At 73.1% G+C, this 14,147-nt stretch carries 8 protein-coding genes; 6 read left to right on the top strand and 2 right to left on the bottom strand.

Going from position 1 to position 14,147, the window contains the following annotated elements:
* Positions 1 to 17: 17 nt before the first annotated feature.
* Positions 18 to 1,454 carry an HtaA domain-containing protein gene (locus tag ACFXG1_RS07420; RefSeq protein WP_384714411.1) on the bottom strand — a complete coding sequence of 479 codons (1,437 nt, stop codon included), beginning with the start codon at positions 1,452 to 1,454 and terminating at the stop codon, positions 18 to 20.
* A gap of 292 nt (positions 1,455 to 1,746) precedes the next feature.
* On the opposite strand from ACFXG1_RS07420, the gene ACFXG1_RS07425 reads away from it, so the two are divergent.
* The 3 genes from ACFXG1_RS07425 to ACFXG1_RS07435 are packed head-to-tail and all read left to right on the top strand — an operon-like array spanning position 1,747 to position 4,768.
* A complete protein-coding gene (locus tag ACFXG1_RS07425) occupies positions 1,747 to 2,781 on the top strand; it encodes a hemin ABC transporter substrate-binding protein (protein ID WP_384714420.1) in 1,035 nt (344 codons plus the stop codon).
* 50 nt (positions 2,782 to 2,831) lie between these two features.
* The gene (locus ACFXG1_RS07430) at positions 2,832 to 3,899 is read left to right on the top strand and encodes a FecCD family ABC transporter permease (protein WP_384714417.1); all 1,068 of its coding nucleotides are present in this window, start codon (positions 2,832 to 2,834) and stop codon (positions 3,897 to 3,899) included.
* The gene (locus tag ACFXG1_RS07435) at positions 3,896 to 4,768 is read left to right on the top strand and encodes a heme ABC transporter ATP-binding protein (RefSeq protein ID WP_384741537.1); all 873 of its coding nucleotides are present in this window, start codon (positions 3,896 to 3,898) and stop codon (positions 4,766 to 4,768) included. Before ACFXG1_RS07430 ends, ACFXG1_RS07435 begins: the two co-directional genes overlap by 4 nt.
* Positions 4,769 to 4,845: 77 nt before the next feature.
* Here the strand turns inward: ACFXG1_RS07435 and ACFXG1_RS07440 are convergent, their stop codons facing one another.
* Positions 4,846 to 5,487, bottom strand: coding sequence for a DUF1326 domain-containing protein (locus ACFXG1_RS07440; protein WP_384722151.1), 642 nt, complete (start codon positions 5,485 to 5,487; stop codon positions 4,846 to 4,848).
* Positions 5,488 to 5,768: 281 nt separating this feature from the next.
* Here ACFXG1_RS07440 and ACFXG1_RS07445 point away from each other — a divergent pair, with 281 nt between their 5' ends.
* Genes ACFXG1_RS07445 through ACFXG1_RS07455 form a run of 3 tightly spaced genes read left to right on the top strand, consistent with a single transcriptional unit; the run spans position 5,769 to position 14,061 of the window.
* Positions 5,769 to 8,831: a hypothetical protein gene (locus ACFXG1_RS07445; RefSeq protein WP_384741540.1), complete on the top strand. Its 3,063-nt coding sequence runs from the start codon at positions 5,769 to 5,771 to the stop codon at positions 8,829 to 8,831.
* Between the two features lie 55 nt (positions 8,832 to 8,886).
* A complete protein-coding gene (locus tag ACFXG1_RS07450; RefSeq protein ID WP_384741542.1) occupies positions 8,887 to 12,873 on the top strand; it encodes a hypothetical protein in 3,987 nt (1,328 codons plus the stop codon).
* A gap of 33 nt (positions 12,874 to 12,906) precedes the next feature.
* The gene (locus ACFXG1_RS07455; protein WP_384720231.1) at positions 12,907 to 14,061 is read left to right on the top strand and encodes a hypothetical protein; all 1,155 of its coding nucleotides are present in this window, start codon (positions 12,907 to 12,909) and stop codon (positions 14,059 to 14,061) included.
* Positions 14,062 to 14,147 lie beyond the last annotated feature (86 nt).

Raw genomic sequence — 14,147 nt, forward strand, 5'->3', positions numbered from 1 at the left:
GTTCGGGGGCGAGGGGATCAGTCGGTGGGGGTGGGGGCGGCCTCGGCGGTCGACGCGCGCTTGCGGCGTACGGCCCAGAGGGCGATCGCCAGGGCCGCGACCAGGACGCCCGCGCCGACGGCGACGAACACCCCGGTCGACGAGGAGGAGTCGGAGGACGACGCGGCGGGGGCCGGGGCGTCGGAGGAGGAGGAGGAGGCCGACGGCGTGGCGGCGGGGGTGGCCGCCGCGGTCGGCCCGCTGCCCAGGTCGGGCAGGGCCGGGAGCTTCGCGGCCTGGTCGACGGCGACGGCGAGGGAGATCGGGTCCATCGCGGTACCCGCCTTGTACATGCCGCCGAACGCCTTCGCGCCGCCCTCGGTGAGGGTCGCGGGCACCTCGGTCAGCACGGCCAGGCCGTTCTTCGGCGCGAAGTCCGCGGCGGGGAAGGTGATCAGGGGCACGGCCGGGGTCGTGGTGGCGCCGTTGACGACATCGGCGCTGAGGGTGCCCCTGCCGCCGGCGACCTTCGCGGTGACCTTGGTGAGGGTGAGGTCGATGTGCTGTCCGGTGAACCGGACGGAACCGGCGAAGGTCGCGTCGAGGCTCTGCTTCTTCGTGTCGTACGCGCCCTTACCCCGCGGGAAGCGGAAGAGGGCTCCGCCGTCCTGGGCGCCGCCGGAGAGGGTCCACTTCCCCTGGGAGATGGAGCCGGTCACGTACTCGCGGAAGGTGCGGCGCACACCCCAGTCGACGGCAGCGTCCCGGACGGCGCCGCGCGCGGTGTCCCCGGCGTCCTTGGTGTCCGCAGACGGCTTCGGGGCGGGGGCCGGAGTGGTCTTCTTCCGCGGCTCGACGAGGTCGACGCTCAGGCTGATCGGGTCGAGCGGGGTGCCCGCGGTGTAGAACCCGGCGAAGGCGCTGGCGCCCTGCGCGGTGAGGGTCGTGGGGATGTTGTCGAGCTGGATCGGGCCGCGTCCGCCGCGCATGTCGACACCGGACAGATTCAGTGCGGCGAAGGCCACCTGGGTGGAGCGGGTCACCTTGCCGGTGCCGCGGGCCTTGCTGACCATGTCGACATGGAGGGTGCCCCGGCCGCCGGAGATCCTGACGGTCGGGCGGCTGACGGCGAGGTCCAGCTCATGGCTGCCGTCGGGCTTGCGGTGGCCGGTGAAGTGGACCCCGCCGGTGAACCCGGCGTCGAAGACTCCGGTCTCCGGGTCGTACGAGCCCTTCGCCGAGTGGAAGCGGAACTGGTTGCCGCCGACGGTGGCGGCACCCGAAGCCAGCCGGAAGTCCCCCTGCGCGATGGGGCCGGTGACATAGGTCTGGAACGAGGACTTGAGCCCCCAGTCGAGCCGGCCGCCCTGCACCCCGCGTTCGGCCGCGTGGGCGGTCCCGGCCGGGACCAGCGCCCCGAGCAGGGCCGCGAGCAGTACGACGGCGAATGCCCGGGCCGATCGGTACGGCGGCATGAAGACCCTCCTGGGGACGGTGGCGCCCGCCCGGCTGCGGTACGGCACGGAATGCGACCCCCGCGCGGCACGAGCGCGGACGTACGGAAAGCGGGTGTAAGGAAAGGCCGGCCAGGACGGGGACAGCCGGGACACACGCCCTGGCCAGCAAGGTAAGGCTAACCTAAGCTATCTCCGGCACTCACGGGTAGCCCCCGTCCGCCACCGGTTCCGGTGCCGGGCGGAGGCGGCCCGCGGGGAGCCGGCAGGACTCAGCAGGTACGGCCGCGACAGGAACAGGACGGTGCCCCCGGTGCCATCGGACCGCAGAACCCCCTTGGCGCGCACGGCGTTCGCCGCGCTCGCCCTCGTCATCGCCGTGGCGGCGACCGGCTGCGGCGGCGGTGGTACGGCGACCGCTTCCAAGGCGGCGGGGACGGCCGGAAAGCAGGCCGCGGACCGGGTGGAAACACCGGCGAAGGCGCCGGAGCCGCGGCTTCCGGTGACCGTGCCCTCGGCCGACGGCAAGCGGATCACGGTCTCGTCCGTGGACCGGATCGTGCCGCTGTCCGGGTCGCTGAGCGAGATCGTCTACACCCTCGGCCTCGGTGACCGGGTGGTGGCGCGTGATGTCACCGCCACGTTCGAGCAGGCGAAGCACCTCCCGGTGGTGACCCGGGGCCACGCCGTGTCGGCGGAGAGCGTGCTGTCGCTGAAGCCGACCCTGGTCGTCGCCGACACCAACACCGGACCCGCGGAGGCGATCGACCAGATCCGGGACGCCGGTATCGCCCTGGTCACGGTGGAGACCGCGAAGTCCCTCGACGACGTCCGGCCCCGGATCGAGGCCGTCTCGGCGGCGCTCGGTGTCCCCGCCGCCGGAATCGATCTCGTGCGGAGCACCGAGGCGCGGATCACGGCCGTCCAAAAGACCGTCCCGAAGCCGGCCGATGGCAAGAAGCCGCGGGTCGCCTTCCTCTATCTGCGCGGCACGGCCTCCGTCTATCTGCTCGGCGGCGCCGACTCGGGGGCGACGTCCCTGCTGGAGGCCGCGGGCGCGCTCGACGCGGGCAAGGAGTCGGGGCTGAGGAAGGACTTCACGGCGATCACGAGCGAGGCGCTGGCGAAGGCCGCGCCGGACGCGATCCTGGTGATGTCGAAGGGCCTCGACTCCGTCGACGGCGTCGACGGACTCGTGAAGATCCCCGGGGTGGCCCAGACCCCGGCCGGTATGGACCGCCGCGTGGTGGCCGTCCCCGACGGGGTGATGCTCAACTACGGCCCCCGTACCGACCAGGTACTGAAGTCGCTGGTCGAGCAGTTGTACGGCGAGGGGGCCGGCGCGTGACCACCGTGACCGGACCCGCCGCCGCGAAGGACGCCGAGGACGCGAACGACGTGAAGGGGCGGGCGAAGGAACCGGCCCCGGCCAAGGGCCGCCGCTCCACCATCTGGCTGCTGACGGCGGGCCTGCTGGGCGCGCTGTTCACGGTGGCCCTGGTGTCCGCCGGATACGGCGCGTACGACATCCCGACCGGGGACGTACTGGCATCGGTCCAGCACCGTCTGGGGCTGGGCGGACAGCCGCTGGACCGGGTCGGCGAGAGCGTGCTGTGGAATGTCCGGCTGCCCCGGGTCGTTCTGGCGCTGCTGGTCGGCGCGTCCCTGGGCTGCGCCGGGGCCCTGATGCAGGGCGTCTTCGGCAATCCGCTCGCCGAGCCGGGCATCATCGGCATCTCGGCGGGCGCCGCGGTCGGCGCGGTCGCCTCGATCGCCCTCGGCCTCACCCTCTTCGGCAACTGGACCGTCACCGTCTTCGCGTTCGCCGCCGGACTGCTGACCGTCTTCCTGGTGTACGCGATGTCCCGCTCGGGCGGCCGGACCGAGGTCGTCACCCTGATCCTCACCGGGGTCGCCGTCAACGCCTTCGCGGGCGCGCTGATCGGGCTCTTCGTCTTCTTCGCCGACAACGCGCAGATCACCCAGATCACCTTCTGGCAGCTGGGCTCCCTCTCCCAGGCGACCTGGCCGAAGGTGCTCGCGGTGCTGCCGTGCACCCTGCTCGGGCTGCTGGTCGCGCCGCTGTACGCCCGCAAGCTCGATCTGCTGGCCCTGGGCGAGCGGCCCGCCCGCCATCTGGGGGTGGACGTCGAACGGCTGCGGATCACCCTGATCCTGGTGGTGGCGCTGCTGACGGCCGCCGCGGTCGCCGTCGCCGGGATCATCACCTTCGTGGGGCTGCTCGTCCCGCATCTGCTGCGGATGGCGAACGGCCCCGGCCACCGGTTCCTCGTCCCCGGCAGCGCGCTCGGCGGCGCGCTGATGCTGGCGGCGGGCGATCTCGCGGCCCGTACCGTCGCGGAACCCGCCGAGCTGCCGCTCGGTGTGCTGACCGCCCTCTTCGGCAGCCCGTTCTTCTTCTGGCTGCTCCGCAGGACCCGTCGCAGGCAGGGAGGCTGGGCATGAGGGGCGTGCTCACGGGGCTCACGGGGCTCACGGGATTCGCGGTACGGGAGCGGGAGCTGCCCGCCCGGCCGGTACCGGGCTCCGTGCTCGCGGAGGCGAGCGGGGTACGGATCCGGCTCGGCGGGCGCGAGGTGCTCGCGGGCGCCGATCTGGCGGCCCGCTCGGGCGAGGTGCTCGCCCTGGTGGGGCCCAACGGGGCGGGCAAGTCGACCCTGTTCGCGGCGCTCGCGGCGGATCTGGCGCCCGCGGCGGGCACGGTCAAGATCGCGGGCCGCCCGGCCGCCGCGTGGACGGCCCGCGATCTGGCGCTGCGCCGGGCCGTACTCCCCCAGTCGTCGGCGCTGTCCTTCCCCTTCCCGGTGGAGGAGGTCGTCCGGATGGGCCGCGCGCCCTGGGCGGGCACCGTCCGGGCGGACGAGGACGACACGGCCGTGGCCGAGGCGCTGCGGGTGACGGAGACCGAGGGCTTCGCGGACCGCCCGTTCTCGGAGCTGTCCGGCGGTGAACGCGCCCGGGTCGCCCTCGCCCGGGTACTGGCCCAGCGGACGGCGCTGCTCCTCCTCGACGAGCCGACGGCCGCCCTGGACCTGCGCCATCAGGAGCTGGTCCTGCGGATCTGCCGGGACCGGGCGGCGAACGGCGACGCGGTGGTCGTCGTCCTCCACGACCTGGGTCTCGCGGCGGCGTACGCCGACCGGATCGCGGTCCTCGACGACGGCCGGGTCGCCGCCGACGGGCCCCCGTCCGAGGTCCTCGACGCGGCGTTGCTGACCCGGGTCTACCGCCAGCCGGTCGAGGTCTTCCCCCATCCCCGTACGGGCGTTCCGGTGGTCCTGCCGGAACGCCCGGCGGCCGGGACCACCGGTTAGACACCGGGTCCCGGAGCAGGAGGCCGGTCCGTCGCCACCGGACCGGCCTCCGTCCTATCGCCCTCGGGGCCGGGGGCTCAGGCGTCGGGCCGCCAGTCGAACGGGAAGTGCTTGCTGGATCCGCCGCGGTACCGGGCGGAGAAGTCGAAGCCCTCGGCGTGGTCGTCGCTCACCACACCCCAGGTCGCGACCTGTCCGGGCCCGACCTCGGCACCGGGGGCGTTGATCAGCTGCACCCGGCGGTTCGGATCGGCGGTGGGTCCGGTGAGCGCCTTCGCGCCCACGTTCACCTTGTCGGAGACGGTCGCGCGCCAGTAGGAGAGATCCTCCGCCGCGTCGAAGACGATCGGCGCGTAGGTGACGGCGCGCACCTCACTGATGAGGGCGCCGAACTTGCCGGGCCAGCCGCCGACGTTGCCGCGGAACAGCTCCTCCAGGGCGTCGCGCTGCTCCTGGGTCCCCTTGGCGTCGATGTAGAACATCACCTTCATGGTGGCGTCGGGGTCGTCGACCCACATATTTCCGGAGAACTCGCCGAGCGCCACCACACCGAGGCCGTCGAGGCGGACGTCCCCGAAGTGGCCCTCGTGGATCTGCCAGACGAGGGTGAAGCGGCAGCACCCGTCCGTCGGGGACTGCGCGAAGGTGCAGGGACAGGGCATCGAGCAGCTGCAGACATCGAACCATTCGCCCTTGAGGTGCCAGTCCGTCGTGGTCATACGGTTCCCCTCTCCATGGGACAGATACCCCGGCGGGGTATCCAGCTGACGTGAGATTAGTTCGCGGCTCCCAGCAGTGTCAAATACCCAAGGGGGGTAGGGGTATGAGATAACGGCGACTCAACTGACCTGCACCGGAGGGGGACTTATGGCAAGGCCGTCGCGAGGCGTGACGTTTCAGCGGTCCCGGCGGCGGGCTCCGCGGGTAATCCGTTCGGCGGATTCGCCGGTGGACGGGCGTCCCTTATACCTGAAACACCGAGAGAGTTCGGAGGTCGGGCATGAGTACACCCGTTCCGGCGGCGAGCGTACGGCTCGTACGGCCCCAGGACATGCTGGTGATCGACTTCGACTTCCACAACCTCCGGTCCGATCCCGGCGCGGACCCCCCGCAGTTGCGCCGGATCGACCCGGATCAGCCCTGTGTGGTGGTGGTCCGTTTCGAACCCCAGCACATCACCGAGCAGACCGTCTACGAGAACGAGCCGGACCGGCCGGCGCCGGGCGCGATCGCCGCCCGGGCGGTGGGTCCAAGCCGGATCGCCTTCGTCGTGCCGGAGACGGTGAAGACCATCGCGTACACCGAGTCCGGTCTGCTGCGGTGGTGGCAGTGGGTCATGCGGGTGGTGCCCGCCGCCGGGCGGCCGGGCGACCGCGAGACGGACCTCCTGGTCGTGGACTGGCTGCATCTGACGCCGGAGCGGTACGCGACCTGGGACCACGCCGAGACCCCGGTGGAACACGACGGCAGGACCGAGCTGTGGCACACCCGGCTCGCCGGGCGCGGGCCCGCGGGCCGTCCCGACCCGTTCTCCGTGCCCACGGTCCGGGTGGTCGCCGCCGACGACCCGGCGAACCCCCAGGAGGCCGGGCTCTTCGGCGCGCTCAACCCCGAGGGGTTCGACTACCGCCAGCTCGTCACCCTCACCAATCCGCCCGAGCCGGACGCCGCGCCCGTGGCCGCGGCGCTGCTCGCGCTGAGCGCCGCCGGGGCCACCCTCGATCTGGACGGCCGGTGGGAGCCGACCACCACCCCGGGGCTGAACCTCAAGCACTGGGAGCACCACGCCTGGCAGGGCCGGGACAACAAGGTGATCCTGGAGCAGTACGGCTTCCTCGTCCCGTACGGGCATCGCGCCCTGCTGTTCACGGAGACCAAGCGGACGTTCGACGCCACCACCGGGGTGGCCTATCTCGAACAGCGGCGGTTCGTCCGGATCACCGAGCCCGTCAAGGAGTACCCGGGGGCGTACGGCGTGCCGTTCGGCGGCCGGGCGCTGCCCTTCCGCCGGATCGCGATCGAGGGGCCCGTACCGCCGGTCCTGCCGCGCAGCCCGGAGCCGCTGCTGGCGGGCCGCCCGGAGCACGGGTTCTGGATCCAGTCGCTGGACACCGGCGCCGATGTGGTGTTCGCCCTGCGGGCCACCGACCAGGCGGACCGCGAGCAGCGGTTCACCGCGCCCCTGGGGTTCGTCCCGCACGATGTGGCGGTCCGCTATCCGGCGGAGGGCACGGTCCTGCGGGAGTTGATCGACGCGTACGGCGGATTCGACCGGATCACCGGCGACGACCGGGACCCCCGGCGTTCGGTGGATCTCGCGGGGCAGGAACTCGGCTATACCGCCGAGCGGGATCCTGGCACCGCCTCCCACCCCACCCACCGGCTCTTCTGGGGCCTCCAGGGACCGCCGGGACCGGTCGACCCCCGGCCCGACAGCCCGCTGTTCTTCCCCCGCATGCTGGCCGCGGAGGCCCGGCTGACGGCGCTGGACGCCTTCTACGGCCCCGGGGATCCGGTCGTCCTGGGCTATGACGAGGCGTATCTGCGGGACGCCTTCGCCGGAAATCCCGGCGAGGTCTACGTCCGGGTCCGCGCATCGGTGGCGTCCCTCGCCTCCGGCGCGGACGAACCGGTCCAGCGGACCGTCCTCAACAGCAGCGGTATCGGCGGCATCTGGACACCGAATCTCGACGTCGGCGGGGTGTCACGGGCCATCGGCGCGGTGGGCGGGAACGCCGAGACCGTCGATCTGCTGCGGGACGAGGGGACGATCACCGGCAAGTCCTACTTCGACGTCAGGGACCAGCTGAACTGGGCCGTGCTGTTCGGGGCCACCCTCCTGGCGAACGTCCTGCCGGACAACGTGGGGGGCCGGGAGTTCGCCCCGAAGATCAAGAAGGAGACCCTCTACCCCAAGAGGCCCAACAACGGGCTCCCCAATCTGGACAAGCAGCCTTCGGGGCACCGGATGACCATCACGTTCAGCACCCCCCTGGTCGACGCCGGTCCGTTCCGGGCCCTCGTCGGCGACACCCGGGCCAAGCTCGATCTGAAGGTCCTCAACGAGGTCGGTTATGCCGAGGGCACCAACACCAACACGATCTGCGGCAAGATCTCGCTCTTCGAGCTGAGGCTGATGACGGCGACCCCGGGTCTCCAGTTCATCGGGGTGGTCTTCAAGGACTTCCAGTTCAGCTACGACCACGACGGCGGGCCGTCCTTCAAACCGGGAGTCGACGCGGTCCGGTTCTACGGCCCGCTCTCCTTCGTCGGCGTCTTCCAGGACGCCATCGGCGACGCCTTCAAGGGCGTCAGCATCCTCGGCCTCAAGCTGAAGACCTATCTGGAGATCACCTATACGGAGGTCCGGGTCGGTGTCACCTTCGGCCTGGAGGACATCAAGATGGGGCCCATCCTGCGGGTCACCAACTGTGTGCTGTCCGCCGGGATCGTCGTCCCCTTCGAGAAGAAGCCGGTCCGGGCCGCCTTCGGATTCGCCCGTGAGGACGAGAAGTTCAACATCACCGTGTACGGCTTCGGCGGCGGCGGCTTCCTCACCATCGAGGTGAGCGAGAAGCGCATGGAGAAGATCGAGGGCGCGCTGGAGGCCACGTACACCCTCGCCTTCGACTTCGCCCAGCTCGCCACCGGGCTCGCCAGGATCGCCATCGGCGTCTACTTCAAGCTGGAGCGGGGCGAGGACGAGGACGAGAACTCCAAGGACGAGGTCGTGCTCCGCGGCTATGTCCGGGCCACCGGGCGGCTGAGCGTCCTCGGGCTGATCAGCATCACGGCCGAGTTCTACGCCGACCTCCAGTACCGGCAGCTGGGCGGCGAGACCGCGGTGACCGCCCATGTCCGGGTCACCGTCTCCATCGACATCCTCTTCTTCCATGTCTCCGTCGCCCTGGAGTTCTTCTACAACCTCAAGGGCAGCATCTCCGACGAATCGCTCACCGGGGGCCGGGGATCCCTGGCCGTAGCCCCCGAAGAGCCCACCTCGTTCGGCGATCTGATGTCCCGCCAGGACTGGGACGAGTACTGCGCCGCCTTCGCGGGCTGACACCCCGGCTCCCTTCGTTCCGCCGTTCCGCCATCCCGTCCGAGGAGACCACCCCATGGCAGCCTCACGCATCGTCTGGACCCCGGTACCGGCCGGGCGCGAAGGCGGCCGGCTCAAGCTGTCCGTCCTCGTCTCGCCGCGGCTCGACGGAGCCGCGCCGACGCTCACCGGCTACCCCGAGTGGCTGGAGTGGCCCGCCCAGCGGCCCCGCTACTCCCTGGTCTTCGGCGCCGGGCCCGCGGTCCCGGCCGTGCCCGCGGGACCCGCGCCCCGGCTCGATCTGTGGCGGCGGCTCTTCCCCGGCACCACTCCCGTGGCCGCCGGGGCCGCGGCCCTGGCCCCCGCGGCAGTGCCGCCCATCCGCTCCTGGCCACCGGTCAGCGCCCGCGATCTGGCGCGCTCCGAGCACGCCGCCGCCACGGCCTTCCACGCCACCGCGCCGCTCAGCGTCAACGCGATGGCCTCCCGGGGCCCCGGTCTGACGGACGGAGGCGGGAACGGGAGCCGGAACGGGGGCGGCCGGCAGGACCTCGTCACCGACATCCCCATCCCCCCGGCCAGGCTCGCCCGCGCCCGTACCCTCATCGCCGACGCGCTGGCCAGGGACGGCTACTTCCTCGGCGGCCGGCTGGAGGACCCCGACTCGCCCTTCGAACCGTTCGGCGCCGCGCAGATCGACTTCCTGCTCGCCGACCAGTTCCACCAGCGCAGGGCCGGGGACAACCCCGCACCGGGCGGCGGTGATCTGACCGCCCACACCGCCCTGATCGCCGCCGGCGACCCCGTCGACTTCCACGCAGCCCTCGGCGCGCTCGCCCAGTACCCGGCGCTCCAGCGGGCCCTCGGACTGGTCGTGGACCTCACCGTGGACGGCGGGGCGCCGGGGGTGCTGGCCACCGGGGACCCGGTGGCCGTGGCCCTGCGGGTGGAGTGGCCGCCACTGGCTCCGGCCGGTCCCTACGAGGCCGTACTGCCCGCGGTGAACACGACGCTGACCGCGTCCCGGTTCACCGCGAAGCCCGCCGGGACCCTGGCCGTCGACGGACTGCTGCGGCTGGACTCCGACCGGTTCGAGGTGGTGGAGGTCGACGCGGACGGTACGGCGGACGCCCTCGCCGGCTTCGGCCGCAAACTCCTCGACCGCGGCGAAGGCTTCTCCGGCGCCCCGGCCGTACCGCCCGACGCCGCCCTCCCGATCGCCGTCCGACCCGGCGGCGAACCGGCCCCGCTGCCCAGCCACCGCGCCGACAGCATCGGTGTGGTGCAGCGCGGCCGGGCCCGTGATCTGCACGAGCGGCTGACCCGGGCCACGTTCCGGGCCGCCGCCGCACCGTCCCTCCTGGCCGCCGAACCCTTCGCCGCCGAGGAGCTGGAGTACGGCTTCCGGGTCGACGTCTGGGACGACGTGACCCGGCGCTGGCGCTCCCTGTGCCGCCGCGCCGGTACCTACGACTGCGGCGGACTCCGGTTCGAGGCCACGGACGAGGGCACCGTCCATCTCGCCCACAGCACCGCCCCCGACAGCGGCGATCCGACGATCTACCTCCATGAGTCGATCTTCGCCTGGGACGGCTGGAGCCTCGCCGCGAGCCGCCCCGGCAGCATCACCCGCACCGTGAACGGGGAGGAGGTCACCGTCGGCCCCGACTCCGACCCCACCGGGCCCGTCCAACTGCGCACCTCCTTCCGCGCCCTCGGCCTGCCCAAGCTGCGGTACGGCCGCGGCTACCGCTTCCGGGCCCGTACCGTCGACGTCACCGGCAACGGACCCGGCCCCGACGACCCCGCCGACGACGACTTCGGCGCCGCCACCCCGCTCGTCCGCCATCTCCGCTTCGACCCCGTCGGCTCACCCGATCTGCTGCCCGCCGCGCCCCGCACCCAGGGCGAGTCCCTCGCCCTCCTGGTGATCAGGGGCCACGACGACGACGCGGCAGATGAGATCTGCGAGCGCCGGGTCGTGCCCCGCCGCACCAGCCCGGCGACGGCCGAACGGCACGGGATGTACGACGTCGCGCCCACCCCCGTGAACCCGGGCGGCCTGGACCGGCTCGCCTACGCCGACATCGTGCGGCGCGATACGGCCGGCTTCACCGGCGGCACCGAGGACCCCGGCGGCTGGGGCGACACCCCGTACTTCGCACACGCCCCGCTGGAAGTGCCGTATCTGCCGGACGTTCTCGCCCGGGGCGCCGCCTTCCGCGGCCTGCCGGGACTGCCGCCCGGCGAGGTCTTCCCCGTCGCCTTCGACGACCGGCTGTCCTGGCCGCGCCGGGCCCCGTTCACCCTCCGTCTGGAGCACGGCACCGGCGCCCCCGCGTACGACTCCGTCCGGCGGGTGCTCACGGTCCGGCTGCCGCCGGGGCGGACCGCCGACATCGTCTGCTCCGCGCGGATCGACGAGGACGATCTGGACGTCCTCGGCATCTGGCGGTGGTTCCTCGACAGCGGACTGACCCCGCCGCCCGGTACCACCGTTGACGAGCTGCGGCGGCTGGCCGCGCAGGGACGGCTCTGGCAGTTCACGCCCTCCCGCCCGCTGAAATTGGTGCACGCCGTCCGGCGGCCCGTCGCGCCCGCGGTGTTCGGCAAACCGCTCGCCGTCCGGGTCCCCGGCGACACCTCGGCCCGGATCGTGGACGTCCTCACCCTCGACCGGGCCAGTACGGCCAAGGTCGACTTCCGCGCCGAGTGGACGGAGCCGGGCGACGCGCCCGACGATCCCGCGCCCGTGCTGCGCGCGGGCCGGTCCCATCTCACGACCCTCGCCACCGCCCCGGCCGACCCCGACGGCGACCGGCTCAGGCTCGACGCCCGGCACGAGTTCCACGACACCCTGCACCGTACGGTCGTCTACACCGCCGTGGCCGCCACCCGCTTCGGCGACTTCTTCACCGAGACCGCGCGGGCCGTCCTGACCGGGGTGGCGCCCGCGGTGGTCGCGCCCCGGGAGATCGCCGACGGCACACTCACCGTCATCGACCCCGCCGAAGGACGGGAGTTCGCCGACACCGACTACGTCGCCGACCTGGCCGCCGGGACGATCCGCCGCTCGGGACCCGATTCGGCGATCCCCGACGGCGCCACCGTCGAAGCCGGTTTCGTGACGGGACCTGTGACCCGGATCAACACCGAGGCACAGCGGCCCGTCGTCGTCACCGTCCGGTCGTCGGCCCGGCCGGCCCCGCCCGACATCGCCTATCTCGTCCCCACCTTCGGCTGGGAGCGGGCCCACGACGACACCGGGTTCACCAGCACCCGGCGCGGCGACGGGCTCCGGGTCTATCTCCGCCGCCCCTGGTACTCCTCCGGCGAGGGCGAGGAACTCGGCGTCGTCCTCGCGACGGACGGCGCGCCGCCGGCCGCCCTGCGCCCCTGGGTCACCCTCCGCGGTCAGGACCCGCTGTACGCGTCGGCGCCCACCGCCGCGGCGCCCGGTACGGCCGAGTTCCCCCGCGCCACCGGGACCGCGACCGGACTGGTCCTCGCCGAATCGGGGACCGTACCGGATCTGCCGAGGGTCGCCGTGGCCGCGCACGCCGTGGGCTACGACGAGCGGCGCCGGATGTGGTACTGCGATCTGACCATGCCACCGGAGCGCGCCTACCGCCCCTTCCTGCGGTTCGCGTTCGCCCGCTATCAGCGGCAGTCGCTCTCCGGCCTGGAGCTCTCCCCCGTAGCCCTCGCCCAGTTCGCCCAGCTCAACCCGGACCGCACCCTGTCCGTGACGTTCGGCGCCGAGGACCCGGCGCGGGCGACCGTCACCGTGTCGGGGCCGACGTACGCCGGCGACCCGGCGCGCGGCGCACGGCTCACCCTGCTCCTCCAGACCGCCGACCCCGGCCGGTCGGGCGCGCTGGGCTGGCGTACCGCGTCCGAGTCCGCGCTGCCGCCGGTACCGGGCGGCGGTGGACGGTGGAGCGCCGACGTCACCCTGCCCACGCCGCCCGGCACCGCGCCCCTGCGGCTGCTGGTCGAGGAGCGGGAGGTGCTGCCGACGGCCGGGAGCCGTCTGGTGTACGCGGACGCCGTCGAGATCTGAACAGCCCCTGGCCGTACCACCCGAAGGACAGAGATGACCACCTCCACCTCCAGCGGGACCTCCGCCGCCGCGCTGCCGCCGGGCGGCTTCGGCAACGGTATCTTCCAGGCGTACGTCAACGGCCGGGAACGGCCGGGAGCCGGTGAGTTCACCCTCCTCACCGGCGAACAAAACCCGGCGGGACCCGGCCGGGACGTCCTCTACGGGCGCGGTGTCCCCGGCACCGGCTTCCTGCGGGTCGCGGACCTGGGCACGGGACGGGTCTACGTCCAGGGCCAGTTGCTCACCCACGCCGACGAGGAGTCGCTCGACCCGTCGGTACGGTCCGTCCTGGTGGCCGGGGCCGAGTCCGTGACCCGGTGGTCCGTACCGGACGCCTTCGATCTGGAGCAGCGGGTCGGGGTGAGCGGGACGACGGCCGCGGACTCCCGGGTCACCGTCACCACCAGGATCACGGATACCCGGACGGAACGGCACCGCTTCCGGATCGAATATCTCTGGGACACGGCGGTCGCCGGGGACGACGGCCCGGTGGTCCAGCTCGGCGCCGCCGGGTCGTCGTTCCGCCCCTTCGACCCCGTCGCCTCCACGGAGCAGACCTTCGACCGTCCTACGGGCGATATCGCCGTGGCCGACCGGTTCGCGAACCCGGGCTCCCCCACGTTCGCCGTCGCGGTCTCCGGCACCGGCATCCCCGGCGCGGTTCCCGACCGGGTGCAGTTCGTCTGTCTGCCGGAGGCCGTCTTCGCCCCCATCGGCGGCTATGTCACCGACCCGGAACGCGATATCAGCAGCCCCGCATCGACCTGTCGCGCCACCACCGGCGGCCCCGACTCCGGGCTGCTGCTGCTCTGGTCCAGGGACGCGGCCCAGGACGACGCCACGGTCGCCGCGACCCTGCGGATGAGCCCGGCGACCCCGTACGCGAGCACTCTGCGCGCGGGCCCGGTCTCCCTGGGCCGGGCGACCGCCACCCTCACCGACACCGCGACGGGCCACCCGGTCCGCGGCCGGCTCCTCGTCTTCACCTCGGGCGGCCGGGAACGCTGCCGGGTGACCACCGACGCGGCGGGCCGCGCGACCTGCGAGGCGCTGCTCGGCGGAGTGCTGGGCTACGACGTGGACTTCGCGGGCGACGCGATCTGGGCTGCGGCGCGCGCTCATGGGGGGCTGCCGCGGGAGGAGTAGGGACTCCGCGGTGGGGGGCCCCGGGTCGGGGGCGAACGCGGGACCCCCCCGCCGGGGGCCGGCGGCGGCGGGCAACAGGAAGCAGG

The organism is Streptomyces sp. NPDC059248, from assembly GCF_042753905.1.
Taxonomy (GTDB): Bacteria; Actinomycetota; Actinomycetes; order Streptomycetales; family Streptomycetaceae; genus Streptomyces.